This is a genomic window from Streptomyces sp. TRM68367 (genome assembly GCF_014495685.1).
In the GTDB taxonomy this organism is placed as follows: domain Bacteria; phylum Actinomycetota; class Actinomycetes; order Streptomycetales; family Streptomycetaceae; genus Streptomyces.
Genome location: NZ_JACTVI010000040.1, coordinates 41,381 through 67,736 on the forward strand (window position 1 = coordinate 41,381; position 26,356 = coordinate 67,736).

The following is a 26,356-nucleotide window of genomic DNA, read 5'->3' on the forward strand; positions in this document are numbered from 1 at the left end:
TCACGACCGGAACCGGCCAGGCCCGCGGCCACGGTCACCGGCCCGTCACGACCGGAACCGGCCAGGCCCGCGGCCACGGTCACCGGCCCGTCACGACCGGCGCCGGGAACCTCCCCATCGAGTCGTCGAGGTGGTCGCCGCAGGCTCCTGCCGGTAGCTCCACGGTCCAAGAGTGCTGTCGCCCGCTCGGCTTCAACAGTCGAACACCGACCAGCAGATGTCGTTGCGCAGCCGCTGGTCATCAAATACGAGCTCGCGGATCGCCTCCGGGAGCTGATCGCGCTGCCACTGACACTCGAGTCGTCCCGCGGTCTCGCTCTCGCCTTCCGGTGCCGCTGCTCGTGCGGCCTTGATCGCGTAGGCGGCCGCGCCGAGCTCGTGCGCGGCGACGTGGGCGACGGCCCCGGCCTGGCCGGCGGCGTACGCGGCATGCCGTGCTGCCCCACGCAGGTCTCTGGCCGCCCCCATCGCATGACCGCCCGCCGCGCGAGCCTGCATCATCTTGACCTCGCCACGCACCCATGCCCGGGCATGCTCGATCGCCTGGCGCGGTCTCGGGTCCCCAGGCCGAGCAGACTCGAAGAGGCCAAGGACGTGCTCTGCACACGAGGCAGCCCATAGCGCGAGGAGACGATGATCCGCATCAGTGAGAGTCCCACCACGGCGGATCGTCACGAAGCGAGGGTCCCGGACCTTCGGGAGGATCATGACTTGCAGTCCCTCCTGCGCGCATCGGCGCCACTCCCTGAGGTGTGTCCTGGCGACCGGTCAGCCGCCTGGCGCAGGGAATGATCCAGAGTGCTCATCAGCCGGGCGAGACGACTGCTGCCGCTCGTCGTGGGCGGGTAGCGGCAGAGCACGTCGATGAGCACCGGTGTCGCACACAGCCTCGACCGTTCCAGCAGGGCATCGCCGATCGCGGGGGCACCGCCCGCCTCCAGCTCCCCGATGCGCGCAACGCTCGCGGAGGCTCGGAGAATGTGGCCGACCTGGCTGGCCTGGGCAATGGGGTGCAGATATGCGGCCGATGCGGCGTCACCGGCGGATCGCGCGGCCAGTCGCGCGACTTCGGAGGGTGCGGACCGGGCGGCTCGATGAGCGTCGAGGGAAGTGACGCGCTGCAATTTCGTCCTGTTGGCACCGTTGATGAACGCCCAGGCCGCGTCGAGCGCTGCACTGGGGCGCGAATCATCGGGAACAGCCTGCTCAAAGACCGGCAGAACGTCCTCTGCGTGCCGAACCACGTAGCGCGCCACGACGCGCAGCTCGTCCATCGTCAGGTCGAAGTCTCCGGACACGGTGCACCTGCTCTGTGTCATGCCCCTGAATCGTATCCTTGAAAGCTCGGTGGAGACTTTGCGACTCGTTTTCCACCTTACGTGCGTCCGAAACCCTCAATCGGAGGTGACATGCGACCCGTGGATCTGGCTCGTCAGCATGGCCTCTCCACGCAGGCGGTTCGCAACTACGAGGACGCCGGCATCATCCCGCCTGCTCACCGCAGCCGGACGGGGTACCGGGACTACACCGCCACCCATGCCGCTGGCCTCGCGGCCTACCTGGCGCTTGTCCCTGCCTTCGGCTACTCGACGAGTCGGCACATCATGCATGCCGTCACCAGCGGTCAGCTGGACGAAGCACTGGAGTACATCGACGCTGGGCACGCGCTCCTGGCTCGCGACCGCAACACGCTACGAACCGTCGAAGCGACGCTTTCCCGTCTCGGAGCCGCCACCCCAGATGCAACCGCCAGCACTCGGGCGCCGTACAGCATCGGTGAACTCGCCCGCCGCCTCGGGCTCAACCCGGCCACCCTGCGAACCTGGGAACGCGCTGGAGTCCTCACCCCACAACGCGACCCGCGCACCGGGCACCGCCAGTACCTCGCGCTGGACGTGCGCGACGCCGAACTGGCGCACCTGCTGCGCCGAGGAGGCCAGCCCCTAGGCACCATCGCCACCGTCCTCGGACAACTCCGCGACGCTGGCAGCCTCAAAGCGCTCGCCAGGGCACTGGAAGAGTGGCGGCGCGACCTCAGGTCCCGCGGAACGGCCCAGCTGTACGCCGCCAGTCAGCTCTCCACCTACCTCGACGCCTTGGACAGATCCGCGCGAACCGGCTGAGCCTCGACCGGAACTCGGAAGAGCCGGTTTCGTATGCCACACGCCGCATGATTCATGTCCGTGAATAAGGATCAAGTACGGGTCTATTGACGCGTCCACGGCATCCGCTTAGCTTCCAGAGAAAGCGCTTACCACCGCCCCGTTCCCGTCGGGCTGCCCCGCCCGCCGGTCCGTCGTGTTCACGTTCCCGAACGCAGGATGACCCAACCAAACTGGAGACCCACGATGCGAGTGAGACCCGTGATCGCGAGCGCCGGCCTGGTGGCCGGCACGCTCGTCGCGCTGTCCGGCACCTCGGCACAGGCGGCGACCACGCTCTACCAGGCCGAGACTTCCCCGGCGGTCTGCACCGGCACCATCGACTCCAACTGGTCCGGCTACACCGGCAACGGCTTCTGCAACGGCGTCAACGCGGCCGGCGCCTACGCCCAGTTCACCGTGACCGCACCCGCATCGGGCACGGCGACACTGAAGGTCCGCTTCGCCAACGGCAGCACCACCGCGCGCCCCGCGAGCCTGATCGTCAACGGCTCCACGGTGCAGACGCCGTCGTTCGAGGTCACGGGCGCCTGGTCCACCTGGGCCACCAAGACGCTGACCGTGCAGCTCAAGGCGGGCAGCAACACCATCCGGCTGAACCCGACCACCTCCGGCGGCCTGCCCAACATCGACTCCCTGGAGGTCGAGACGGGCGGCAGCAACCCGTCACCCACTGGCCCCGCGCTGTACGTCGCGCCGAACGGCACGGACGGCGCCGCCGGCACCGAGTCGAGCCCGACGACCCTCACCTCGGCGATCTCCCGCATCACCCCCGGCGGGACGATCTACCTGCGCGGCGGGACGTACCGCTACTCGCAGACGGTCACCATCCCGGCGGGCAAGAACGGCACCTCGGGCGACCGCACGGAACTGTTCGCCTACCCGGGCGAGACCCCGGTGCTGAACTTCTCGGCCCAGAGCGAGGCCACGTCGAACCGCGGCCTCGCCGTCAACGCGTCGTACTGGCACGTCAAGGGCCTCGTCGTCGAACGGGCCGGTGACAACGGCATCTTCGTCAGCGGCAGCAACAACGTCATCGAGCGCACGGTGACGCGCCACAACCGTGACTCGGGGCTGCAGCTCTCGCGGGCGCTCTCCAGCACACCCAAGGACCAGTGGCCGTCCAACAACCTCATACTGAGCGCTCAGTCGCACGACAACGTCGACTCCGACGGCGAGGACGCCGACGGCTTCGCGCCGAAGCTCACCGTCGGCCCCGGGAACGTCTTCCGCTACACCGTGGCCCACAACAACATCGACGACGGCTACGACCTCTACACCAAGAGCGAGACGGGCCCCATCGGCGCGGTGACCATCGAGGACTCCCTCGCCTACGACAACGGCACCCTCAGCGACGGCTCCCAGGCCGGGAACGGCGACCGCAACGGCTACAAGCTCGGCGGCGACGACATCGGGGTCAACCACACCGTCCGGCGCAGCATCGCCTACGAGAACGGCAAGCACGGGTTCACCTACAACAGGAACCTCGGCAGGATGACGGTGTCGGACAACGCGAGCATCGGCAATGAGGAGCGCAACTTCAACTTCGACGGCGGCTCCTCGGTGTTCCGGAACAACACCTCGTGCAACAGCGGATCGAACGACCGGATCATCGGCGACGCCGACCGCTCGAACCAGTTCTGGTCCGGCTCGAACGGCTCTCGCTGCTCCTCCTACTCCGGCGCCCTGGACTGGTCCTTCGCCTCGGACGGCCGCCTCGTGGTGACCTTCGGGGGCAGCACGGTGACGCCGTGATCCCGCGCAGGGCGGCGCCCCGGTGACCCGCGCCCCTGACACCGGCCGACTGGCCGGTGTCAGGGGCACCTCCTTGTCTGCCGCGAGGAGGAGCCAGCGGCGCCCGTGAACACGCGGTCCAGGTGGTAGCGCAGCACCCGCAGCGCTGCCTCGGGGGTGCGGCGGCCGACCAGGACGCTCGTGCCCAGGCCGTGGCCGAGGGCGAGCAGGCGGGCGGACTCGGTGTCCGGGTCGGCGCCCTCGTCGAGGAGGCCGTCGGACTGCGCCTGGCGCAGCAGGCCGGCGAGTTGGGCCTCCAGGCGGTCGGGGCCCTGCGCGAAGGACTGGGCCGCGAGGTCCGGGTCGGTCATCGCGAGCATCGCGCACGAGGTCCACAGGATGTGGAAGGTCCGGCTGTCCTCGTCGGTGGGCAGGGCCTCGGCGAGCAGCGCCTCGACGCGGGCCCGCGGTGACGCCGGCTGCGGTTGCGCGGCCAGCCGGTCGGCCCAGCGGGCGTGGCTGCGCTCCTCCAGGTGCCGCAGCGCGACGAGCATCAGGCGGCCCTTGGTCTCGAAGTAGTACTGCACGAGCCGCAGCGAGACCCCGGCCTCGGCCGCGACCCCGCGCATGGTCACGGCGTGCACGCCGTCGCGGGCGGCGACGCGGACGAAACCGTCGATGATCTGGGCCCGGCGCTGGGCGTGGTCGGCGGTTCTGGGCACGGTGCTCCTTCATTCCCGGCAGGCATGGCCGCAGGTGTTCCCGGCAGGCGTGCCCGGCAGGGCCCGCGTTTTGATACGACGTATCATAAAGGTCCCGCGGACATGGGAGGGCGGCGTGGGGCGACAGGACGACGGCACGGCCCTGGAACACGTACCGGCGGGAGCAGGGGGTGGGCGGCGGCGTGCGGGGTGGGTGCTCGCCGTGGCCAGTGCCGCGCAGTTCCTGGTTGTGCTGGACGTGTCGGTGGTGAACGTCGCCCTGCCGTCGATCCGTTCCGCCCTCGGTTTCGCTCCGGCGGACCTGTCCTGGGTCGTCAACGCCTATGGGCTCGCCTTCGCGGGTCTGCTGCCACTGGGCGGCAGGCTCGCCGACGTGCTCGGGCACGCGCGCGCCTTCGTGCTGGGCCTGGCCCTGTTCGCGGCGGCGAGTCTGGCGGGCGGGCTGGCCGGGGCGCCGGGTCCGCTCGTCGCCGCCCGCGCGGTGCAGGGCGCGGGCGCGGCGCTGCTCGCCCCCGCCACGCTCACCGTCCTCACCGGCACGTTTCCCGAGGGGCCGGCGCGGACGCGGGCGCTCGCGGTGTGGACGGCGGTGGGGGTCGCGGGCGGCGCTGCGGGCAACCTCGTCGGCGGAACGCTGACGGAGTACCTGTCGTGGCGTTCGACCCTGCTGGCCAACGTGCCGGTCGGGGCGGCGGGCGCGCTGCTCGCCCTGCGCGTCCTGCCGGGCCGACGGCCGGGCCGGGGCGGGCGTCCCGGCCTCGACGTCCCCGGCGCCGTGCTGGCGACGGCGGGCCTGGCCGCCCTCAGCTACGGTCTGACGCGCACGGAGTCCCACGGCTGGCACGACCCGGTGACGCCCGGCGCGATGGCGGCCGGGGCGCTGACGCTGGCGGCGTTCGCGTGGTTCGAGGCGCGGCTCGCCCGGAGCCCGCTCGTACCGCTGCGGTTGCTGCGCCTGCGCTCGGTGGCGGTCGGGAACGTGATCCTGCTGCTCACCGGCGGCTGCCTCATCCCGATGTGGTACTTCCTCTCCCTCTACATGCAACAGGTCCTGCACTACGGCCCGTTGCGCACCGCCGTCGGCTTCCTCCCGCACACCCTGCTGACCATGGCCGTCGCCGCCCGCCTCGCCCCGCGCCTGCTGACGTACGCCGCCCCGCGCACGCTGATCGCCGGCGCCGCCGTCCTCTGTGCGGCCGGGTTCTGGTGGCAGAGCCGCATCGGACCCGACAGCGGGTACGCCGACGGGGTGCTCGGACCCGCGCTGCTGGTCTCGGCCGGGAGCGGGCTGCTGCTCACCCCGGTCACCTCCGCCGTCACCAGCGGCGTGGACCCGGCCGACGCGGGGGCCGCCTCCGGGCTGATGAACACCGCCAAGCAGGTCGGCGGCGCCCTCGGTCTCGCCGCGCTGTCCGCCCTGGCCGCCGCCGACGCGCCCGGTGTGCGGGCCCTGACGGCCGGGTACGCGCGGGCGTTCCTGGCCATCGCCGTGGTCCTGGCCGCCGTAGCCGCTGTGTCGCTCGCCCTGCCCCGGCAGAACGACCCGTCGCATTAGAGGCCGCGCAGATAGGCGGCGCGGAAAGCCTCGGCAACGATGTGGGCACAGGCCCCAGTGATCATGCAGCTGCGACGCTCTGTAACCACTGGCGAGACCTGTGCCAGTCCTTTGTTTCAGGCCGCCTGCCTGGCCAGCCTGTACAGGGTCCTTGCGGCAGATGATCCGGGGTCGGCCGTGATCAGGACGACTTCCTGGTCATCCTCGGGTACGAGCAGGACATCGCAGTTCAAGCGCAGCGTGCCGGCCTCCGGGTGGTGGAGGGTCTTGGTGCGGTGCCCGGGGGGGCTGCCGACGTGCAGTTCGGCCAGCAGGGCCGACAGCTGCGGGTCATGCGGGTAGCGGTCGGCGGCCCGGCGCAGCCGCGCCACCACAATGTGCCCGAACTCCTCAGCGCTGGAGCTCTCGTACATCCGCCCCTGGCCCAAGAAGCGGCGCCGGGCCAGGTTCGTCGTCCCGCCTCCGAGATCGCCGCCGAGCAGTACCTGGGCCAGGGGGTTCCAGGCGACGACGCCGTACGCCGCGTCAGTGACGATGGCACCGGTCTCGGGCAACCGCTCCAGCATCCGGGCCACATGCGGGCGTACCCGGCGCACGGCGCTGATGCCGGGCGGCGCGCTCGATCCCGCCAGGCGGAACAGGTGGCTGCGCTCGGCCGACGTGAGCCGCAGCGCCTGGGACAACGCTTCCAGGATCCGGGCCGACGGCCGCGGGCCCCGGGCCTGCTCCAGCCGCGTGTAGTAGTCGACCGACATATGGGCGAGCTCGGCCACCTCTTCGCGGCGCAGGCCCGGTGTACGGCGAACGGTGCCCGTCGCCGTCAGCCCGATTTCGTGCGGACGCAGGCCCGCCCGGCGGTCCCGCAGGAAGCGGGCCAGCTCCTGCCGCGCCATGCCACCTCCTCCCACTGCCTGGTACAGGCTGTCCCTGGCAAAGCGCCCACGGCCAGGGAACGGTAGTTGTCATGAACGATCGCACAGCTTTGGTCACCGGTGCCAACAAGGGCATCGGCAAGCACATCGCCCGGCTGCTCGCCGCCGAGGGCCTCACCGTGTACGTGGGCTCCCGCGATCCCGGGCGCGGAAAGCGGGCCGTCGAGGAGCTAGGCGACGGCGCCCGCCTGCTGGTCCTCGACGTGACAGATCCTGACGGCATCGCACGGGCCGCGGCTCAGGTGGACCGCCTGGACGTGCTGGTCAACAATGCCGGGATCTCGCCGTCACTCGCCCCGCCGGCCGACACCGGCGTCGAGGAGTTCCGGCGCACGTACGAGACCAACGTGTTCGGGGTGGTGGCGGTGACCAATGCCTTCCTGCCCGCCCTGCGCCGGTCCCCGCACCCGCGCATCGTCAACGTCTCCAGTGGCACCGCGTCGCTGACCTGGAGCACGAACCCCAACCCCCAGTTCGCTCCTGGAAGCGGTGGCGCCGCCGCTTACCGGTCGTCCAAGGCCGCCCTCAATGCCCTCACCGTCCTCTACGCCCAGACGCTGGCCGAGGAAGGCTTCAAGGTCAACGCGCTCGCCCCCGGCCTTCGGGCCACCGACCTCAACCCCCGGGCCGCCGCTGCCGGCGGCGACCCGGCCGAGGCCGCCCAGGAAGCCGTCCTCCTGGCCCTGCTGCCGGACGACGGCCCCACGGGAGGCTTCTTCTCCTGGGACGGAACGCCCGTGCCCTGGTGAGCGCGCTGACATCCGGAAGCACTCGGCGGGGCGCCTTCACCGCGCGCGTAGCCACCATCGACCAGGTGAAGGCTGCTGTGGACGCCGCGCGGTCGGACAGCAGCGCTCACGGCCGCTCAGCAGCGGCGTGTCAACGAAGCCGGGGGGCGACGGCATTGACTCGCACGCCCCGGGTTTCGAGAGCGGCCGTCCTCCTCAGGCTGAAGCCGTGCTTGGCAGCAGCGCAAGGAGGCTGCGCAGACAGGTGCGCGCTCATGGGCGGCGGTTCGGGCGGTTGTTCCAGCGGTGGGTGGTCCAGGCCCGGCGGATCAGGCTGCGGACGGCGATTGATGGTGTCGGAGAGGTCGAAGAAGGCGTGGATGACCGTCGCGCGGCGCTCGTGGCAACGGGCGAGGCGGTGGAAGGCGTTCTGCCAGGCGTGGGTGCGTTCGACGTGCCATCGCCGGCTCGCCTGGATCGGTGCCTTCTCGCCCTTGTGCGCGACGCGGCCGTGCAGGGACCTGTGCCCGCCTCGATGCCGGGGCTCCCCAAGCCGCCTATCTGCGCGACCTCTTAGGCATGGGGCATCAGGCGGACTGGGGCGCCGGCTGCGCGAACTGGACCGTATACAGGCGGGCGTACGCGCCCCGCGCCGCCAGCAGGTCCTCGTGTGTGCCCTGTTCGACGATCCGGCCACGGTCCATGACGAGGATGGTGTCGGCGTCGCGGACGGTGGAGAGGCGGTGGGCGATGACGAAGCTGGTGCGGCCGGTGCGCAGGTCGGCCATGGCGCGCTGGACGAGGGTCTCGGTGCGGGTGTCGACGGAGGAGGTGGCCTCGTCGAGGACGAGGATCGACGGCTGAGTGAGGAAGGCGCGGGCGATGGTGAGCAGTTGGCGTTCGCCGGCGCTCAGGCCCGCGCCGCCTCGTCGAGGAGGGTGTCGTAGCCGTCGGGGAGCGTGCGGACGAAGTGGTCCGCGCGGGCTGCGCGGGCCGCCGCGACGATGTCCTCGTACGGGGCGCCGGGCCTGCCGTAGGCGATGTTGGCGGCGATGGTGCCCTCGAACAGCCAGGTGTCCTGGAGCACCATGCCGATGTGGTGGCGCAGTTCGGCGCGGGGCAGGGACGCGATGTCGGTGCCGTCGAGGGTGATGCGGCCGGCGGTGGGGTCGTAGAACCGGAGCAGCAGGTTGACCAGGGTGGTCTTGCCTGCGCCGGTGGGGCCGACGATGGCGACCGTGCGGTGGGGGGCGACGGTGAGGGTGAGGTGGTCGATCAGGGGCTCGGTGGGGGTGTAGCGGAAGGAGACGTTCTCGAAGGCGACCCGGCCGGTGATGCCGGGCGAGGTGATTCCGGTCGGGGTGATGCCGGTCGGGCGGCGGGCTGGGACCGCCGGGTCGGGGATCTGTTCCTCGGCGTCGAGGAGGTCGAAGACGCGTTCCGCCGATGCCACGCCGGACTGTACGACGTGCACCAGGGCGGCGGCCTGGGTGAGGGGGTTGGTGAACTGGAGGGTGTAGGTGAGGAACGCCTGGATCTCGCCGACCGTCATGGCGCCGGAGGCCACCCGCAGCCCACCCAGCACGGCGACGGCCACGAAGGTGATGTGGCCGAGGAAGGCGAGCGCCGGTTCGATGACGCCGGAGAGGAACTGGGCGCGGCGGGCGGCGTCGTAGAGGGCGGCGTTGCGTTCGTCGAAGAGGCGCTGGGCGTCCTCGCCGCGGCCGAAGAGCAGTACCTGGTCGTGTCCGGTGAACATCTCCTCGACGTGGGCGCCGAGTTCGCCGGTGGTGCGCCACTGCCGGGTGAACTCGGGCTGTGAGCGGCGGCCCAGCAGCCGGGTGACGCCCGCCGCCACCGGCAGGGACGCCACCGCGACCAGGGTGAGCAGCGGCGACAGCCACAGCATCATGCCAAGCACGCCGAGCACGCTGAGCAGGGACACCGCGATCTTGGTGAGGAGCTGCTGGAGGGTGAGGGCGACGTTGTCGGCGTCGTTGGCGAGCCGGGAGACGATGTCCCCGCGAGGGCGGCGGTCGACGTATCCCAGGGGCAGGGCGGCGAGCTTGGCCGAGGTGCGGGCGCGCAGCCGGTGGGCGGTGTGCTGGCCGATGTCCTGGGCCAGCCGGCCGCGCGCGAGGGCGCAGGCGGCGGAGACGAGGACGAGTACGGCGGCCCCGCCGAGGACCGCGCCGACCTGCCCGAAGTCCGCTTCCTCATTGGAGGCTTGCCGAATGATCAGGTCGGTGGCGTGGCCCAGCAGCATCGGCACGGACACCGTCAGCGCGACGCTCACCACGCTCAGCGCCAGGCACAGGGCCAGGCGGCGCCGGTCGGGGCCCAGGGTGCGCAGCAGCCGCAGGGCCGAACTGCCGAAACTCCGGGGCTTGTTGCTCTTCTGCTTCTGCTCACCTGCGTCGGTCACGCGGCGGCCTCCTCGGGGGTCAGCTGGGAGAGGGCGATCTCCCGGTAGGCCGGGCTGGTGTCCATGAGCTCGTCGTGGGTGCCGCTCGCCTCCACGCGGCCCTCGTCCAGGACGACGATGCGGTCGGCGTGGCGGACGGTGGCCACGCGCTGGGCGACGATGACGACCGTGGCGTCGGCGGTGTGCGCGGCGAGGGCGGCGCGCAGGCGGGCGTCGGTGGCCGCGTCCAGCGCGGAGAAGAAGTCGTCGTAGAGGTGGATCCGGGGCCGGGCGAGCAGTAGCCGGGCGATCGCGAGCCGCTGCCGCTGACCGCCGGAGAAGTTGCTCCCGCCCTGCGCGACGGGCGCGTGGAGGCCGTCGGGTAACGCCTCGACGAAGTCGCGGGCCTGCGCGGTCTCCAGCGCCCGCCACAGGTCGTCGTCGCTGGCGTCGGGACGGCCGTAGCGCAGGGTGGAGGCGACGGTGCCGGAGAAGAGGTACGGCCGTTGCGACACCAGGCCGACGGTCGCGGCGAGCGTGGCCCGGTCCAGTTCGCGGACGTTGACGCCGCCGACCAGGAGCTGCCCCTCGGTCGTGTCGTACAGCCGCGGCACCAGCTGGAGCAGCGTCGACTTGCCGCTGCCGGTCGAGCCGACGACGGCGACGGTCTCGCCGGGCCGGGCGGTCAGGGACACCGCGCGCAGCACCGGCTCCTCGGCGCCGGGGTAGCGGAAGCCGACGCGGCGCAGCTCCAGCCGCCCCGGTTCGGGTAGTTCGGTGACCGGTGTCGCGGGGACGTGCAGTCCGCCGGCGGTGTCGAGGACCTCGCGGATGCGCCGGGCGCACGCGCTGGCGCGCGGCGACATCAGGAACGCCAGCATCGCCATCATCACGGCCTGGAGGATCTGGGTGAGGTACTGCAGGAACGCGATCAGTGTCCCGGCCTGGATCCCGCCGCCGGCCACGCGGTGCCCGCCGAACCACAGCACGGCGATGCCCGAGAACTCCATGATGAGCATGGCGGCCGGCATCGCGAAGGCCTGCATACGGCCCAGCCGTAGCCCCACCTCCAACAGGTCCCGGTTGGCCTCGGCGAACCGGGCCTGCTCGTGCTCGTCCCGGACGAAAGCGCGCACGACCCGGATGCCGGTGATCTGCTCGCGCACCACCTTGGTGAGCCGGTCCACGCGCTGCTGGAGGGAGGCCGACAGGGGCATCTGCCGGCCGAAGATGACCCCCATGACGCAGGTCAGCACGGGCAGCACCACGACGAGCAGCAGCGACAGCGGAGCGTCCAGGCGCACCGCCATCACCAGGGCACCCGCTCCCATCACGGGGGCCGCGACAACCAGGGTGAACACGAGCACGACCAGGGTCTGGATCTGCTGCACGTCGTTCGTGGCCCGGGTGATCAGCGAGGCCGCGCCGAAGCGGCTCATCTCCCGCACGGAGAAGGTTCGCACCCGCGCGAAGACCCGGGCCCGCAGGTCCCGCCCGAGCGCCATCGCCGTGCGCGCGCCGACGTACACGGCCGCCGCCGCGCACGTCAGCTGCACCAGCGTCAGCGCGAGCATCACGCCGCCGACCCGCAGCACGTGCCCGCTGTCGCCGGTGAGCACGCCGTGGTTGACGGCGTCGGCGTTCAGCATCGGCAGGTACAACGTGGCGGTGATCTGGGCGAGTTGGAGGACGGCGATGGCGGCCACGGAGCGGGCGTAGGGGCGGAGGCCGGCGGCCAGCAGCCGGATCAGGACACGCACGCGGGCTCCTCACGGCAGGCAGGGGGGCACTGAGAGCGAAATGCCACTCAGTGGCAGTATGACATGAGAGGCGATTACCCATCAGTGACTTTCCGGCGAGTGGTCTGCGCGCGGGAAGCTAAGGTGTGCCGCATGGAGAGCCGGAACTCCGCCACGACCAGCGCAAAAGGCGACAGGAAGAACGACGCGCAGGACGACCGTGTCCTCCCCCTGCGCGAACGCAAGAAGCAGCGCACGTTCCGCGCCCTGGCCGACGTGGCACTGGCACGGTTCACGGAGCGGGGCTTCGACGAGGTGACGCTCGACGAGCTGGTCGACGAGGTGGAGGTCTCCAAGCGGACCTTCTTCCGCTACTACTCCTCCAAGGAGTCGGTCGCCCTCGCCGCCGAGGCCGAACTCTGGATCTCCTACGTCGACGCCTTCACGGAGACCGAGTTGCACGGCGACGTCCTCACCACTCTGCGCACCACGCTCGTCGACACCATCACCGGCATGGACGAGGACTGGCCGCGCCGCTTCTGGGCCACCCGCCGCCTGGCCGCCCGCCACAACGGACTGCGCAAGCACAGCCTGATGATGGCCGCGCACCACCAGCAGCAGATCGTCGAGCAGTTGGAGGCCAAGCTGGGCCTGAACAGCCGCGGGGACGTGCGCCTGCGCCTCCTCGCCGAGATCGCGTTCGGCGCCTACCGCGTCGGCGCCAAGAACTGGACCGCCGGCCGTGGCGAGGGCGCGGGCCCCCGGGGCGAGGGCGGCCCCACCCCCCTCGCCGCCCGCGTGGACGAGGCGTTCGCGGCAGTCCCCGACGCGATCACCCTGACAGCCGACTGACCGGCCTCCCGCAGACGGGCAGCGGCGTCAGAGCTGCTTGCCCTCCTGCAGGTGCACCCCGTCGGGCGTGACGCGGTCCGTGCGTTCCGAGCCTCCGACGACCCGGATCCAGCTGTCCACGATCAGCTCACGGCCGCGCAGCTCGATCTTGAAGCCCCCGTACATGCCCGGCACGGGGAACCAGCACACGGGGTTGGCGAGTTCGGTCAGCACCTCGACCTCCGGCAGGCGCATGCCCTGATCGGTGGCCAGGTCCGAGCCGCCCTCAAGGCCCGCCCTGTGCCGGATCAGGCGGTGCAGGTGCTGTTGCAGGCCGGTGCGTACGTCGTCCGGCAGGGGGTGCGGGAACTCGGGGCGGAGGAGGGCGGTGAGTTGGTGGTGGCCGCGCTGTTCGGCGATGTCCACGGGGCGGGTTCCGTCAGTTGCCCGCAGGCTGCGCCAGGCGCCGTATCCCAGGAGGCGCTCGACCACCTCGGCGGGGACACCGTGCCAAGCGGCCTGGTGCAGCGGGGCGTAGCCGCTGCGGCCTTCGAGGCGCGCGGAGTTGATCCATTCGGTGTTCCAGCTGTCGTCGAGGATCCGGAAGACGGTGGCCCAGTCCCCGTCCCGCGCGGCGTCGGCGAGCTGGTCCCGTTTCTTCGCGTACTCCGGCTTGAGCGACGTCCGACGGGTGACACCGTCCCACTGCGCGACCTTCTTCTCGGCATCCACGTGGCCGAGTCTATGGATCACGCCGCGGTGACGGCAGCGGGAGTTGCGCTGGACACGCCTTGGTCTGGTTGGTCTGGGGTTCTTGAAAGGGACTTCACGGACACCCGCCACTGACCCGAGTCGTGAGATCGAACCAGACCGCCTTGCCCTCCGGTCGCAGCAGCCCGTCGTACTGCACGGCCCGACCGTGGCCCCAGCACCCACCGGTGAGCGCGTCCACCAGATACAGCCCGCGCCCGCCCGTCCCCCACACCTCGGGCGTCAACTCCCTTATCACCGGCGGGTTCTCGTCGCCGTCGTACACGACCACCCGGACGCGTCCCGCCTCCACGGCCAGCCACAGCGCGGCGCCGTCGCCCTTCGCGTGCACGCAGGCGTTCGTGACGAGTTCGGAGGTGCAGAGGGTCGCGTCGTCCACGAGTTCGGCGTCGAGTCTCAGTTCACGGAGGACCGTGGCGACGAAGTCGCGGGCGATGCGCGGGGAGGTGTCCAGGGGTGGGCAGATGAGGGTGTACGAGGGCATGGGGCATCAACTCCGTTGTGGTGAGCGGGTTTCTACTGAGCCCGGCCGCGTTGCTGTCCGGCGCCCCGGGTGTCGACGGGCCGGGGTGGCACTTCCAACGGGCGATGGGCAGGGGGAGTTGCGGATGAGTGACCACGCGGGCACGCTCCGTGAGTACGCAACGAAGGTACTCGGTATATTTGCAACGGCGCAACCGCGTCACCGGAATCCAGGAGGACGGCATGCCGCCCAGGGGCACGCCCACCGCACGTCAGGGACGCCTTGGCACGGAACTGCGCAGGCTGCGCGAGGCAGCGGGGCTGGTGTCCCGCGATGTCGCCGCCTGGCTGGGCACGAGCCAGGCGCAGATCAGCAACATCGAGTCCGGGAAGCACGGCATCAGCGAGGAGCGGCTGCGCAGACTCACCGACCACTACGCCTGCGACGACACCCGGCTCATCGAGGCATTGGTCGACATGGCCAACGAGCGGGACAAGGGCTGGTGGGAGGAGTACCGGGGTGTTCTGGCACCCAAGGCACTTGATCTCGCCGAATTGGAGCACCACGCGTCGCACGTTCGCACATTCCAGGTCGTGCACATTCCGGGAGTCCTCCAGACCGAGGAGCACGTACGCGCGGCCTTGTCGTTCGTGGAGCCGGGTACTCCGGCGGACCTGTGTGAGGCTCGCGTCATGTTCCGTATTCGACGGCAGCGAGTGCTCGACTCCGGGACGCCCTACGACGTGATCATCCACGAGGCCGCGCTACGGATGCGCGTCGGCGGCTCCAAGGTCGCCCGCGCACAACTCCAGCATCTCCTCCAGGCATCCGAGAGGGAGTCCGTCACCCTCCGCGTCATCCCCTTCGCCGCCGAGGGCTTCGCGGGCGCGGGCCTTGCCGTGCAGTACGTCGGCGGAGTCGTCCCCCACCTGGATACCGTCCAGATCGACACGCCGCACGGTGCCGAGTTCATCGACGCACCGGCTCAACTGCACCGCTACCGAGCCAAGCTCGAACGCGTTGACAGTGCCGCCCTGCCACAGGACGCTTCCCTCGACCTCATCCGCCGTATCGCCCAGGAACTCTGAAAGGCCCTCGGTGTCTCAGAACCTCCGCTGGCAGAAGTCGTCGTACTCCGCAGGCGACTCCGACAACGACTGCCTGGAGATAGCCGCCACGCCCACAACCCTCTGCCTCCGCGAAAGCGACCACCCCACCACCCTCCTCACTCCCACCCCCACGGCCCTCCGCGCCCTCCTCACCGAACTCAAGAGCGCGGGCCGCTCGTGAATCCCCCACGCCCCGCTCAACCCCCACACGGCGAGGCACCCGCCCACCCCTCGAACCGCACCGGTGCCGACCCGGTACGAGGGCCGTGACACGCACCGGGATTGACACCCCGTCAATACACGTCGTCAGCTGAGGTCGTTGTATCGTTCATGATTCGTTCCGCTGGGGCGGAAGGAACGGTTCAGACGATGAGGTTGTCATGACCACATGAAGATGACGCAGACCGGGCTCGCGGCCGCCGCCGCGACCAGACGCAGATTCCTGACCGCAACCGGCGCCGCGGCCGCCCTCGCCCTGACCGGCGCCCTCGTCGACACCCGGAGCGCCCGCGCGACGCCCTTGGCGAAGCCGGACCGCAGGCCCCTGTTCACCCTCGGCGTCGCCTCCGGGGACCCGCTGCCCGACGCCGTGGTCCTCTGGACCCGGCTCGCCCCCGAACCCCTGGCCCCGCTGGGCGGGATGGACCAGCGCGCGGTGCCGGTGCAGTGGGAGGTGTCCGAGTCCGAGGACTTCCGCCGCATCGCGCGCCGCGGCACCGCGTACGCCCGCCCCGAGTACGCCCACACCGTCCACGTCGACGTCCGGGGCCTGCGTCCCTGGCGGCACTACCACTACCGCTTCCGCGCCGCCGGACAGATCAGCCCTGTCGGCCGCACCCGCACCGCCCCGGCCCCCTACGCCGCCCTCTCCTCCCTGTCCCTCGCCTACGCCTCCTGCCAGGCGTGGTTCGAGGGCTTCTACACCGCCCACGCCGACCTGGCCCGTCGCGACCACGACGTGGTGCTCTTCCTCGGCGACTACATCTACGAGTTCGGCCTCGACCGCGGCATCCGCCCCGGCTCCGCGGACCCCCACGCCCTGCGCGAGGCCGTGACGCTGGACGAGTACCGGGAGCGGTACGCGCTCTACAAACTCGACCCCGACCTCCAGGCCGCGCACGCCTCCGCCCCGTGGATCGTCGCGTACGACGACCACGAGGTCGTCAACAACTGGGCCGACGAGGCCCACCCGAGCGCCCCGCCCGCGCAGTTCCTTGTACGGCGCGCCAACGGCTTCCGTGCCTACTGGGAACACATGCCCCTGCGCCTGACCCAGCTGCCGCAGGGCCCGGACATGCGGCTGTACCGGCGGCTGCGCTACGGCACCCTCGCCGAGTTCAGCATGCTCGACACCCGCCAGTACCGCTCGGACCAGGCCTACGGCGACGGCATGAAACCGCCCGGCCCCGAGACCCGCGACCCCGCCCGCACCATCACCGGGGACGAGCAGGAGCGCTGGCTGCTCGACGGGCTCGCGAACTCCCGCGCGCGCTGGAACGTCCTCGGCCAGCAGACCGCCATGGCCCGGCTCGACACCCTGTCCGGCCCGGGCGTCGAGGTGCCGATGGACATGTGGGACGGCTACGAGGCCTCCCGCGACCGAGTGCTCGGCGGCGCCCACGAGCGCGGCGTGCGCAACCTCGTCGCCCTCGGCGGAGACCTCCACCGCAGTGTGGCCTCCGACCTCAAGCTGGACTTCACCGACCCCGGCTCACCCACCGTCGGCGCGGAGTTCATCGGCACCTCCATCGCTTCCGGGATGGACGGCGTCGACCAGGACGAGGCCGGGCGCACGCTGGCCGCCGAGAACCCGCACGTCCGGTTCCACAACTTCCAGCGCGGCTACGTCACCTGCACGGTGACCCCGCGGGAGTGGACCGTGGACTACCGGGTGGCCGACCGCGTGACGACCCCCGGCGGCACCGTGACCACCCGCACCAAGCTCGTCGTCGAGGACGGCCGGCCCGGCATCCAGCCCGCCTGACCCGGCGCACTCCTGGAAGGGGAACCCGCACATGCCGCACCAGCGCGTCGCACGAACCGCCCTCACCCTGGGCGCCGCAGTCCTGGCCACGCTCCTGACCTCGGCCACCGCGAACAGCGCCCCAGGCCCGGACCCGCAGCGCACCCGGCAGATCACCCTCGGCGCCGAACCGGACCGCCTCGACCTCGTACCGCTCCCGTGCTTCCCGAGCGTCTTCCAGGCCACCATGACCAACACCGGGCCCGGACCCGTGTACGCCGACACGCTCCTCTCCGCCGACGCACCGCTCACCCTGTCCCGCGACATCTTCTCCAGCTACCTCCCGGCCACCGACCCCGACCAGCCGGTCGGCGCCCTCGTCGAGGTCCGCGCGCCCCGGGACACCCCGCCCGGCACCTACGACGTCCGGCTGGAACTGGACCGGCAGCGGCTGCGCGTGCCGGTGAGCGTCCAGAGCGCCCCGTCCAAGGGGCCGGGCGACAACCTGGCCCTGGGCGAGGAGGCCTTCGCCTCCTCCACGCACGGCAACTTCTCGGTCTGCGGCGGCGTCGACGGCAACACCGACCACGCCGACTGGGACACCCGCACCGGATGGAACGACGGCACAGCCGCCGTCTTCCCCGACACCTACGGCGTACGGCTCCCCGAGCCGCGGCGGATCGACGAGGTCAAGGTCCTCACCCTGGACCGCCCCGCGCACCCGGCCGCCCGGTACGGGCTGCGCGACTGGGACGTCCAGGCCCTCACGGACGGGCGCTGGACCACTGTCGCCGAGGTACGCGGCAACACCTCCGGCCTCGTGACCAGCCGGTTCCGGGCGACTACCGCGGAGGCCGTACGCATCGTCGTCCACGCATCCAACGACGCCCGCTACTCCCGCGTCATGGAGATCGAGGTCCGCGGCAGTTGACACCGGGGCCTGACGGCCAGGGCTGAGTCCGGTGGGATGATCCGCTCATGGACACGGGCGCAGGTACGGATACGGAGATGATCGCCCTCCCGCCGGGACGGGTGACGCTGTCGGACCGCAGGACACAGCGCAGTTGGCCGGTCGACGTCGCCGCCTGCCGGCTCGCGGCGTGCCAGGTCACCCAGTCGCTGTACGAGGAGATCACCGGCCGCCGGCCGAGCACCGCGCGCGGGGAACGGCTGCCCGTCGAGGGGGTCTCCTGGGAGGACGCGGTCCGGTTCTGCAACGCCCTGTCGGAGCGCGCGGGGCTGGTGTCCGCCTATCACTTCCGGGCCGGCGGCGAGGGCGTCGAGTGGGACGCGTCCTGCGGCGGCTACCGGCTGCCGACCGAGGCCGAGTGGGAGTACGCCTGCCGGGCCGGGACGGCCGGACCGCGGTACGGGGCGCTCGACGAGGTCGCCTGGTATCGCGGCAACTCCGACGGCCGGGTCCGGGAGGTGGGCGGCAGGCGGCCCAACCCGTGGGGCCTGTACGACATGCTCGGCAACGTGTGGGAGTGGTGCTGGGACGTCTACGACGCCGAGGTGTACGGCACCTACCGGGTCCTGCGCGGCGGCGGCTGGTTCGACGAGCACTGGAGCTGCCGGGCCTCCGTACGCCGCCGCAGTCATCCGGCGTTCCGGGTCGACGACGTGGGGTTCCGGGTCGCCCGTTCGGTCTCCGCCACTCCCGCTCGGCGGAGTCGCCCGGCATCACAGCTCCCGGTGGACCTTGGTGTTGGACGCCTGGGCGCGCGGGCGCAGGACCAGTAGGTCGACGTTGACGTGGCTGGGGCGGGTGACCGCCCAGGTGATGGTGCCGGCGACGTCGTCCGCGGTCAGGGGCTCGGCGACCCCCTCGTACACCTTCTCCGCCTTCTCCTCGTCGCCACCGAATCGGGTCAGGGCGAACTCCTCGGTCCGGACCATGCCGGGCGCGATCTCGATGACCCGGACCGGCTGCCCGACGATCTCCAGGCGCAGCGTCTCGGCGAGGACGTGCGCGCCGTGCTTGGCGGCGACATAGCCCGCACCGCCCTCGTACGTGCCGTGCCCCGCCGTGGACGACACGACCACCACCGTGCCGTCGCCGCTCGCGACCAGCTTGGGCAGCAGGGCCTGGGTGAGGTGGAGGGTGCCGATGACGTTCGTCTCGTACATCCGGCGCCAGTCGTCCGGGTCGCCGGTCGCGACCGGGTCGGCGCCCAGGGCACCGCCCGCGTTGTTCACGAGCACGCCGACCGTCCGGAACGCGGTGGCGAACTCGTCGACCGCGGCGCGGTCGGTGACGTCGAGCGCGTATGCCGTCGCCGAGTGTCCGGCCGCGGTGATCTCCTCGGTCAGCGCCTCGATGCGGTCCTTGCGCCGCGCGGTCAGCACGACGCGGTAGCCGGCCGCGGCGAGCTGCCGGGCCGTCGCGGCGCCGATACCGCTGCTCGCACCGGTGACGACGGCGATGCGGGACGCGGCGGACGGGGCGGCGGTGGCCATGAAACTGCTCCTGGAACGGCGGTGGGCTGCTGCCGCCAAGAGTAGGCGACGTCAGCCGCCGTTCCTCGGGGCCCGCATGATCACTCGGCCAGGACCCGGCCGAAGTGGGCGCGCACTCACCCACGCCACCCTCCTGGCCCAGGCCAGGCAGCAGAAGGTCCAAAGGTGAGAGGACGGTAGGGGGCACACTCCCGGTTGCCTCGTGACGAGTGAGAGGCCAGTAAGAAGGCCGCCCGAGCGGCACACATCACGTCGTACGACGGCCACGGCTTGGCACACTGGATCCGTGCCCCAGACTGTTCTGCTCGCCGAAGACGACCGCGCCATCCGCCACGCCCTGGAGCGTGCCCTGACCCTGGAGGGCTACCAGGTCACCGCGGTCGCCGACGGCGTCGAGGCGCTGGCCCAGGCCCACAAGAACCGGCCCGACGTGCTCGTGCTGGACGTGATGATGCCCGGGATCGACGGACTCCAGGTCTGCCGCGTGCTGCGCGCCGAGGGCGACCGCACGCCGATCCTGATGCTGACGGCGCTCGTGGAGACCGCCGACCGGATCGCCGGTCTCGACGCCGGCGCCGACGACTACGTCGTCAAGCCCTTCGACGTCGAGGAGGTCTTCGCCCGGCTGCGCGCCCTGCTGCGCCGCACCACCCCGGTGGCCGTGGGAGCGAACGGCGCCGGCGCCGACGTACCCAAGGCTCCCGAGCGGTTCGTCGAGGCGGCCGGGATCCGCATGGACCCGCAGGCCCGCCGCGTCTGGCGGGGCACCCGCGAGCTGGAGCTGACCCGCACCGAGTTCGAACTGCTGGAGCTGCTGGTCCGCAACGCCGGCATCGTCCTCGACCACTCCACCATCTACGACCGCATCTGGGGCTACGACTTCGGCCCCGGCTCCAAGAACCTCGCCGTCTACGTCGGCTACCTGCGCCGCAAGCTCGACGAGCCGGACGCCCCGCAGCTGATCCACACGGTGCGCGGCGTGGGTTACGTACTGCGGGAGGACTGAGGTGAGCCGCCTGCTCGCCAGGCGGCGGTTCCGGCTGCTCTCCCTGCGCACCACCTTCGCGATGTCCTTCGCGGCCGTCACCGCCGCCGTGACCGTCCTCGTCGGCATCCTGTCCTACGGCGCCGCCGCCCGGCTGGTGCGCGTGGACCAGCAGTCGGTGTTCGACGAGGTCGTACAGGACCTGCGGAGCGAGGTGCGCCAGCAGGAGATGACGCCGGACGACTTCTCCTCCTCCGAGCCCGGCCACGACCTCGTACGCCCCGCCCGCACGGACGTACAGGTCCTCGGCCCGCACGGCAGCATCCTGGACCCCGGACGCCCCGGCCTGCCGGTCACCGACCCCGACCGGCGCATCGCCGGCGCGCTCACGGCCGGGCGGCTGACCCAGCACAGCGACGTCGACGTGGGCGACGACATCTACCGGATCGCGACCGTCTCCCTCGGCGGCGGCCGCGGCGCGGTCCAGATCGCGCAGGAGTTCAGCGACACCGAGGACCTCCTGCACGCACTCCAGCGGCGCACCCTGATCCTCATGGCCGCGGTCGTCACCGCCGCCGGCCTGTTCGGCTGGTGGCTGGCCCGCCGCATCACCCGCCGCCTGGTCATCCTCACCTCCGCCGCCGAGGACGTCGCCCGCACCCGCCGGCTCGGCATCCAGGTACCGGTCGCCGGCTACGACGAGGTGGGCCGCCTCGGCCGCGCCTTCGACCGCATGCTCGGCAGACTCGCCCAGTCGGAGGAGGACCAGCGCCGCCTGATCCAGGACGCGGGACATGAGCTGCGTACGCCGCTGACGTCGCTGCGTACGAACATCTCGTTGCTGCGCCGCATCGACGAACTCCCGCCCGAGACCCGCGACGAGCTCGTGGCGGACCTGAGCCAGGAGGCCCGCGAGCTGACGGACCTCGTCAACGAACTCGTCGACCTCGCCGCCGGCCAGTCCGACACCGAGCCCCCGCAGCGGGTCGACCTCGCCGACATCGCCGAGGATGTCGCAGGCCTGGCCCGCCGCCGCGCGGGACGCGAGATCCGGGTCCACGTGACCGGCGACACGGTGACCGACGGCCGCCCCGGCATGCTCACGCGCGCGGTGTCCAACCTGGTCGAGAACGCCGTGAAGTTCGACCGCGACAAGAACGCCCCCGTCGAGGTCGCCGTCACGGGCCCCGCGCAGCGCCCCGGCACGATCCGCGTAGAAGTCCGCGACCGCGGCCCCGGCATAGCGGACCACGACCTCACCCGCGTCTTCGACCGCTTCTACCGAGCCCCCGACGCCCGCTCCCTCCCCGGTTCCGGCCTCGGCCTCTCCATCGTCCGCGAGGTGGCCCTCGCCCACGGAGGCGCCCCGTTCGCCGTCCGCCGGGGCGGGGGCGGGGCGGTGATCGGGTTCACGGTGGGAGGGGTGCCGGCGGAGGACGAGCGCGGCGGAACCTGAGGCAGGTGTCGTCGCGCGGTCCGGCCTTCACTTGCAAGGATGCCCAGGGGCCGCGACCGCCGCCCCTTGAACGAAGGGGAGGACCGGCAGCGTGCTGAGTGACGAGGAGGCCGCCGCTCTGGCGGCGATCGATGAGGCGGAGCTGGCGCGGACCCTGCTGGAGCTGATCGCCGTGCCGAGCGTGACCGGCAGTCCCGCCGAGTCGGAGCTGCAGCACCAGCTCGCCGGACGGCTGGAGCGCCTGGGGCTGGACGTCGACCTGTGGCCCCTGGACCTGCCCGCGCTGCGCGCGCACCCCGACTTCCCCGGCGCGGAAGCCCCCTGCGACGAGGCCTGGGGCCTGGTCGGCACGACCGAGGACGGCGGCGACGGACCGACGCTGATCCTCCAGCGCCACGTGGACGTCGTACCGCCCGGCGACCTCGCTGCCTGGGACGGTGACCCGTTCGTCCCCCGCGTGAGCGGAGACCTCGTCCACGGACGCGGCGCCTGCGACATGAAGGCCGGACTCGCCGCCCACCTCGCCGCGCTGGCCGCGATCCGGGCGGCCGGCATCCGCCTGCGCGGCCGCCTCGCCGTGCACTTCGTCGTCGGCTGAGCTCGGGGGCCGGACCACCTCGCCCGGCCCCGGACTCACCCTTTCACGCACACGGCCTGCTTCAGCTTCGCCACTACCTCCACGAGGTCCCGCTCCACGGCAGCGTCGCAACGTTCCGCAGCTGCTGGAGGGCCACGTCCTCGACCGTCGCGGGGTCGGTCCACTTGCGGATGGGGACCTTCGCGCCCGGCATCTCCACGTACGACATCTCGCCATCAACCCCCGCAAGAGAAACAAAAGCCCTGAATCGCAAAACCGGCGCCAAAGTTCGAGGAAAAGGACAGCGGACCGGCGCCCACGGCAGTGCGTGCGATAGACATTGTTCCCCGGGGGCGCCCCGGTGCGGCAAGCGAATAACCTGCGGGGACACTGGAACCAGCGGCCTCGCCCCGCCGTTGGACACACCACCCGCGACACACCACCTGCGACACACCACCGTGGACCACCGTCGAGAGGAGCCCGACCGTGCAGCGGAAGGCCTACGTATCCGGCGTCGCCGCGCTCCTCGCGGCGCTGCTGGCCGGCTGCACCAGCGGTTCGGACGACGGCGCCACGACCGACAGTTCGAACCCGGGCGACACGACCACGGCGACCACGTCGGCCGAGCCCGGCCGCTACCGCACGCTCCCGGAACCCTGCAGCGCGGTCGGTCACGAGACGCTGGACTCGCTGCTGCCCGGCATCCGGCAGCTCACGGACAAGGAGCAGCGGGACAAGGCGTACGCGGGCGAGGCGACACAGACGTACGACACGGACCGGAAGGTCGGCTGTCGCTGGAAGGTGGACTCGGCAGACACGAGCGATCGTCTGCTCGTGGATTTCGAGCGGGTTGTCTCGTACGACAACGCCGTGAGTGACGACAGTGAGGCGGAGTCGGTGTTCGCGACGAGGCAGGAGGCGGCCCACCTCCCCGAGCCGACCACGACGTCCCCCGAGACCCCCGCGACCCCCGAGGCTCCGGCGTCTGCGACGCCCTCCACGTCCGGGGCCGACTCCCCCTCTTCCTCCACCGCGTCTCCTTCGTCGTCGCCGTCTCTCTCCCCCACTCCCACCGACGACATCCAGCCCCGCGTCCTGGACGACCTCGGTGACGAGGCGTTCCTCGACGACGAGCTGAGCAGCGCCGGTTCGACGGCACCGCAGCGCACGGTGACTGTGGCGTTCCGCACGTCCAATGTGATTGTGACCATCCGGTACGAGGAGCAGCCGACCACCGTCGGCGTGGTGCCGGACAGCAAGGAAATGCAGGACGGGGCCCGGAATTTGGCCTCTCAGCTGGCTGATTCGCTGAGCGGCTGACCGCTCTTCACGGCCCCTCCACGCTCGTCCGCAACTCGTGCGAACGAAGACCACATGGCTGCCTCAACGCGTACCGTGGCCCCTCGGACCCGTTCCGACCGCAGGAACCACGAGCGTCATGAGTGAAGGAACCATGCAGCGACGAGCCCAGCGAGACCACCGTGATCGGCGAGCGAAGCGCCTCCACCGCGTCCTTGTCTGCGCGGCCGCCGTCCCCGTGATGCTGGTCGCCACCGGCTGCTCCTCGGACTCCGGCGACGGCGGCAACGGCGGGGGCAAGGCCTCGGCTGCCGCCGCGCAGCAGTCCGTGAGCCCGACGCCGACGGTGCGGGCGGCGCGGTATGCGAAGTTGCCCGAAGCGTGCGCCGTGTTGTCGAAGAAGACGCTGGGCGATCTGGTGCCGGAGGCGTCGAAGTCGGGCAAGGAGGGCAAGTCGACCGACACGTCGGCGCGTGCCAGCTGCTCGTGGAGCAGCCTGGACAACAACGGTGTGAAGGGCTCGCAGTTCCGCTGGCTGAATGTGTCGCTGTTGCGCTTCGAGTCGGATGTGACCCGCGGTGCGGGTGACAAGCTGGCGCGGGAGTACTACCAGAAGCAGGTGCAGGAGGCCCAGGCCGTCGCGGGTGCCAAGAACACGAAGTCGGCGCCGGTCGCAGGTGCGGGTGACGAGGCGACGGCGGTGCGCTACGACCTGAAGAAGAAGGAAGGCGACTTCAAGCAGCAGACGGTCGTGGCGCGGGCCGAGAACGTCGTCATCACCGTCGACTACAACGGCGCGGGTCTGGCGGGCGACAAGGCCCCGAGCGCGGACGATCTGACGAAGGACGCCGAGAAGGCCGTCAAGGAGGCGGTGGCCGCGGTGTCCAAGGCGAACGGCAGCGCCGGCGGTGGGGCCACGCCGAGTGCGCCCTCGTCCAAGGCCCCGTCCAAGACCCCGTCGGGCGACCGCAAGGGCGGCACGGACGGCAAGCCCGGCGCCGAGTCGCCCTCCCCGTCACCTTCCAAGTCGGCCACGAAGCAGAGCTAGGCCCTATCCGGCCACCCGTGCTCCGCACACGTGTGCCACCCTGTTGCGCGCAACAACACGCACTGGGAGGGGAGTACGGGTGGCCGCGCCACTACAGCTGACTCGGATGCACCGCATTCTCATCGGTGTGGTCGTCACCGGTGCCGTGATCATCGCGGGCATCGGTTTCGCGGGGTCGTACGCGGCGGTACGCGAACTGGCCCTCAAGAAGGGCTTCGGGCAGTTCAGTTACGTCTTCCCGATCGGCATCGACGCGGGCATCTGTGTCCTGCTGGCCCTGGATCTGCTGCTGACCTGGATCCGTATCCCCTTCCCGCTGCTGCGTCAGACGGCCTGGCTGCTGACGGCGGCGACGATCGCCTTCAACGGGGCGGCGGCGTGGCCGGATCCGCTGGGTGTCGGCATGCACGCGGTGATCCCGATCCTGTTCGTGGTCGCGGTGGAGGCGGCCCGGCACGCGATCGGCCGTATCGCCGACATCACTGCCGACAAGCACATGGAGGGCGTCCGCCTCACCCGCTGGCTCCTCTCCCCGCTCCCGACGTTCCTCCTGTGGCGCCGCATGAAGCTGTGGGAGCTCCGCTCCTACGACCAGGTCATCAAGCTGGAGCAGGAACGTCTCGTCTACCAGGCCCGCCTGCGTTCCCGCTTCGGCCGCGGCTGGCGCCGCAAGGCCCCGGTGGAGTCCCTGATGCCCCTGCGCCTGGCCCGCTACGGCGTACCTCTGGCGGACACGGCCCCGGCGGGCCTGGCGGCAGCGGGTATTGAACCGGCCCTGATACCGCCCGCACCGGAAACGCACGTAGCTGCGGGCAGTCGTGCCGCTGGGGCGGCGCCCGTCCCACAGAGAGCCGCACCTCCCAGCGAGCAGCGCCTGGAACTGGACAGCAACCCCCATGCACAGGCATCCGAGCACGCACCCGAACCCGACGAGAGCCCCTGGTTCAACGCCCCCCGCGAAGTCGAGTACCAGGGCGGCTACGACCCCTCGTACGATCCCGAGCAGTACGCCCAGTGGATCGCGGAACAGCAGCAGTACGAGCAGTACCAGGCGGAGCAGCAGCCACGGCAGCCGTACGAGGAGCCCTCACCGGAGGACACCGGCAGCTTCCCCATCCCGGTGAGCCCGGGCCGCACCCGCGAGCTCGGCGAGGGCGGCGGCACACCGGAACCCCCGGAGCCGGACGAGGAGTCGTACTACCAGGTCTTCAAGCAGTCGATCAACGGCAGCTACCCGACTCCGCGTGAGTTCGGCGAGAACGTGGACGCGGAGTTCAGCATCGCCCTGCCCCCCGACGAGGCCAAGCGCATGGTCAACCGCTTCACCAACCGCTATAACGCGGAACTGGAAGAGGACCACATCGCCTGACGCCGGGAGGACGAGGACGGGGGTGCCCGGAGTTCACCGGACGCCCCCG

The 26,356-nt window shown here is 71.3% G+C and carries 24 protein-coding genes and 3 pseudogenes; 16 read left to right on the forward strand and 11 right to left on the reverse strand.

Translation table 11 applies throughout. The annotated features are described in order from the left end of the window. Positions 1–192 precede the first annotated feature (192 nt). On the reverse strand, positions 193–708 hold the full coding sequence (locus tag H8R17_RS24315; protein ID WP_187825332.1) for a putative immunity protein: 516 nt from the start codon (positions 706–708) through the stop codon (positions 193–195). Continuing rightward, complete coding sequence (locus H8R17_RS24320) at positions 705–1,298, reverse strand: putative immunity protein (RefSeq protein WP_316959518.1); 594 nt, start codon at positions 1,296–1,298, stop codon at positions 705–707. The genes H8R17_RS24315 and H8R17_RS24320 overlap by 4 nt, the downstream gene beginning before the upstream one ends. A 111-nt stretch (positions 1,299–1,409) precedes the next feature. On the opposite strand from H8R17_RS24320, the gene H8R17_RS24325 reads away from it, so the two are divergent. Continuing rightward, positions 1,410–2,123, forward strand: coding sequence for a MerR family transcriptional regulator (locus tag H8R17_RS24325; protein ID WP_187825333.1), 714 nt, complete (start codon positions 1,410–1,412; stop codon positions 2,121–2,123). A gap of 225 nt (positions 2,124–2,348) precedes the next feature. Next, positions 2,349–3,917 (forward strand): carbohydrate-binding protein, encoded by a 1,569-nt coding sequence (locus tag H8R17_RS24330; protein ID WP_187825334.1) that lies wholly within the window; start codon positions 2,349–2,351, stop codon positions 3,915–3,917. A gap of 59 nt (positions 3,918–3,976) precedes the next feature. Here the strand turns inward: H8R17_RS24330 and H8R17_RS24335 are convergent, their stop codons facing one another. After that, a complete protein-coding gene (locus tag H8R17_RS24335; protein ID WP_187825335.1) occupies positions 3,977–4,618 on the reverse strand; it encodes a TetR/AcrR family transcriptional regulator in 642 nt (213 codons plus the stop codon). A gap of 115 nt (positions 4,619–4,733) precedes the next feature. Here H8R17_RS24335 and H8R17_RS24340 point away from each other — a divergent pair, with 115 nt between their 5' ends. Next, positions 4,734–6,173: an MFS transporter gene (locus tag H8R17_RS24340; protein WP_316959519.1), complete on the forward strand. Its 1,440-nt coding sequence runs from the start codon at positions 4,734–4,736 to the stop codon at positions 6,171–6,173. Between the two features lie 116 nt (positions 6,174–6,289). Here the strand turns inward: H8R17_RS24340 and H8R17_RS24345 are convergent, their stop codons facing one another. Continuing rightward, the gene (locus H8R17_RS24345; RefSeq protein WP_187825337.1) at positions 6,290–7,066 is read right to left on the reverse strand and encodes a helix-turn-helix transcriptional regulator; all 777 of its coding nucleotides are present in this window, start codon (positions 7,064–7,066) and stop codon (positions 6,290–6,292) included. A gap of 71 nt (positions 7,067–7,137) precedes the next feature. Here H8R17_RS24345 and H8R17_RS24350 point away from each other — a divergent pair, with 71 nt between their 5' ends. Beyond that, complete coding sequence (locus tag H8R17_RS24350; protein WP_187825338.1) at positions 7,138–7,854, forward strand: SDR family oxidoreductase; 717 nt, start codon at positions 7,138–7,140, stop codon at positions 7,852–7,854. Positions 7,855–8,106: 252 nt separating this feature from the next. Here the strand turns inward: H8R17_RS24350 and H8R17_RS24355 are convergent. The 3 genes and pseudogenes from H8R17_RS24355 to H8R17_RS47300 form a co-directional block, all read right to left on the reverse strand. After that, positions 8,107–8,356, reverse strand: a pseudogene (locus H8R17_RS24355) (IS5/IS1182 family transposase); the annotation flags it as partial. Between the two features lie 64 nt (positions 8,357–8,420). Further along, positions 8,421–10,258 (reverse strand): annotated as a pseudogene (locus tag H8R17_RS47295) (ABC transporter ATP-binding protein). Then, entirely contained in the window at positions 10,255–11,997 is a 1,743-nt protein-coding gene (locus H8R17_RS47300; RefSeq protein ID WP_316959520.1) for an ABC transporter ATP-binding protein, read from the reverse strand. Before H8R17_RS47300 ends, H8R17_RS47295 begins: the two are co-directional and overlap by 4 nt. 132 nt (positions 11,998–12,129) lie before the next feature. On the opposite strand from H8R17_RS47300, the gene H8R17_RS24365 reads away from it, so the two are divergent. Further along, on the forward strand, positions 12,130–12,828 hold the full coding sequence (locus H8R17_RS24365; RefSeq protein WP_187825339.1) for a TetR/AcrR family transcriptional regulator: 699 nt from the start codon (positions 12,130–12,132) through the stop codon (positions 12,826–12,828). Positions 12,829–12,855: 27 nt separating this feature from the next. Here H8R17_RS24365 and H8R17_RS24370 read toward each other — a convergent pair whose 3' ends face one another. Then, positions 12,856–13,539 carry an ankyrin repeat domain-containing protein gene (locus H8R17_RS24370; protein WP_223125416.1) on the reverse strand — a complete coding sequence of 228 codons (684 nt, stop codon included), beginning with the start codon at positions 13,537–13,539 and terminating at the stop codon, positions 12,856–12,858. Positions 13,540–13,633: 94 nt separating this feature from the next. Beyond that, a complete protein-coding gene (locus H8R17_RS24375; RefSeq protein ID WP_187825340.1) occupies positions 13,634–14,062 on the reverse strand; it encodes an ATP-binding protein in 429 nt (142 codons plus the stop codon). A 179-nt stretch (positions 14,063–14,241) separates the two neighbouring features. Here H8R17_RS24375 and H8R17_RS24380 point away from each other — a divergent pair, with 179 nt between their 5' ends. The 5 genes from H8R17_RS24380 to H8R17_RS24400 all read left to right on the forward strand — a co-directional run bounded on the left by H8R17_RS24380 (position 14,242) and on the right by H8R17_RS24400 (position 18,856). Continuing rightward, the gene (locus H8R17_RS24380) at positions 14,242–15,129 is read left to right on the forward strand and encodes a helix-turn-helix transcriptional regulator (RefSeq protein ID WP_316959521.1); all 888 of its coding nucleotides are present in this window, start codon (positions 14,242–14,244) and stop codon (positions 15,127–15,129) included. Between the two features lie 10 nt (positions 15,130–15,139). Further along, on the forward strand, positions 15,140–15,331 hold the full coding sequence (locus H8R17_RS24385; protein WP_187825341.1) for a DUF397 domain-containing protein: 192 nt from the start codon (positions 15,140–15,142) through the stop codon (positions 15,329–15,331). 207 nt (positions 15,332–15,538) lie between these two features. Then, positions 15,539–17,134, forward strand: a complete 1,596-nt coding sequence (locus H8R17_RS24390) for an alkaline phosphatase (RefSeq protein ID WP_187825342.1) — start codon at positions 15,539–15,541, stop codon at positions 17,132–17,134. A 31-nt stretch (positions 17,135–17,165) separates the two neighbouring features. Then, positions 17,166–18,044: a hypothetical protein gene (locus tag H8R17_RS24395; protein WP_187825343.1), complete on the forward strand. Its 879-nt coding sequence runs from the start codon at positions 17,166–17,168 to the stop codon at positions 18,042–18,044. A gap of 47 nt (positions 18,045–18,091) precedes the next feature. Further along, the gene (locus H8R17_RS24400; protein WP_223125418.1) at positions 18,092–18,856 is read left to right on the forward strand and encodes an SUMF1/EgtB/PvdO family nonheme iron enzyme; all 765 of its coding nucleotides are present in this window, start codon (positions 18,092–18,094) and stop codon (positions 18,854–18,856) included. Here H8R17_RS24400 and H8R17_RS24405 read toward each other — a convergent pair. Beyond that, the gene (locus H8R17_RS24405) at positions 18,797–19,573 is read right to left on the reverse strand and encodes an SDR family NAD(P)-dependent oxidoreductase (RefSeq protein WP_187825344.1); all 777 of its coding nucleotides are present in this window, start codon (positions 19,571–19,573) and stop codon (positions 18,797–18,799) included. The genes H8R17_RS24400 and H8R17_RS24405 overlap by 60 nt on opposite strands. Positions 19,574–19,859: 286 nt before the next feature. On the opposite strand from H8R17_RS24405, the gene H8R17_RS24410 reads away from it, so the two are divergent. The 3 genes and pseudogenes from H8R17_RS24410 to H8R17_RS24420 all read left to right on the forward strand — a co-directional run. Beyond that, a complete protein-coding gene (locus H8R17_RS24410; protein ID WP_187825345.1) occupies positions 19,860–20,579 on the forward strand; it encodes a response regulator transcription factor in 720 nt (239 codons plus the stop codon). A gap of 61 nt (positions 20,580–20,640) precedes the next feature. Then, a complete protein-coding gene (locus tag H8R17_RS24415; RefSeq protein WP_187825365.1) occupies positions 20,641–22,014 on the forward strand; it encodes a HAMP domain-containing sensor histidine kinase in 1,374 nt (457 codons plus the stop codon). A 91-nt stretch (positions 22,015–22,105) separates the two neighbouring features. Further along, positions 22,106–22,609: pseudogene (locus H8R17_RS24420) on the forward strand (M20/M25/M40 family metallo-hydrolase); the annotation flags it as partial. 76 nt (positions 22,610–22,685) lie between these two features. Here the strand turns inward: H8R17_RS24420 and H8R17_RS47305 are convergent. Next, positions 22,686–22,820, reverse strand: coding sequence for a hypothetical protein (locus H8R17_RS47305; RefSeq protein ID WP_262505472.1), 135 nt, complete (start codon positions 22,818–22,820; stop codon positions 22,686–22,688). Between the two features lie 257 nt (positions 22,821–23,077). Here H8R17_RS47305 and H8R17_RS24425 point away from each other — a divergent pair, with 257 nt between their 5' ends. The 3 genes from H8R17_RS24425 to H8R17_RS24435 all read left to right on the forward strand — a co-directional run bounded on the left by H8R17_RS24425 (position 23,078) and on the right by H8R17_RS24435 (position 26,307). Further along, on the forward strand, positions 23,078–23,911 hold the full coding sequence (locus tag H8R17_RS24425) for a DUF3558 domain-containing protein (RefSeq protein WP_187825346.1): 834 nt from the start codon (positions 23,078–23,080) through the stop codon (positions 23,909–23,911). A gap of 118 nt (positions 23,912–24,029) precedes the next feature. Next, a complete protein-coding gene (locus H8R17_RS24430) occupies positions 24,030–24,938 on the forward strand; it encodes a DUF3558 family protein (RefSeq protein ID WP_187825347.1) in 909 nt (302 codons plus the stop codon). A 106-nt stretch (positions 24,939–25,044) separates the two neighbouring features. Beyond that, on the forward strand, positions 25,045–26,307 hold the full coding sequence (locus H8R17_RS24435) for a DUF2637 domain-containing protein (protein ID WP_223125419.1): 1,263 nt from the start codon (positions 25,045–25,047) through the stop codon (positions 26,305–26,307). Positions 26,308–26,356 lie beyond the last annotated feature (49 nt).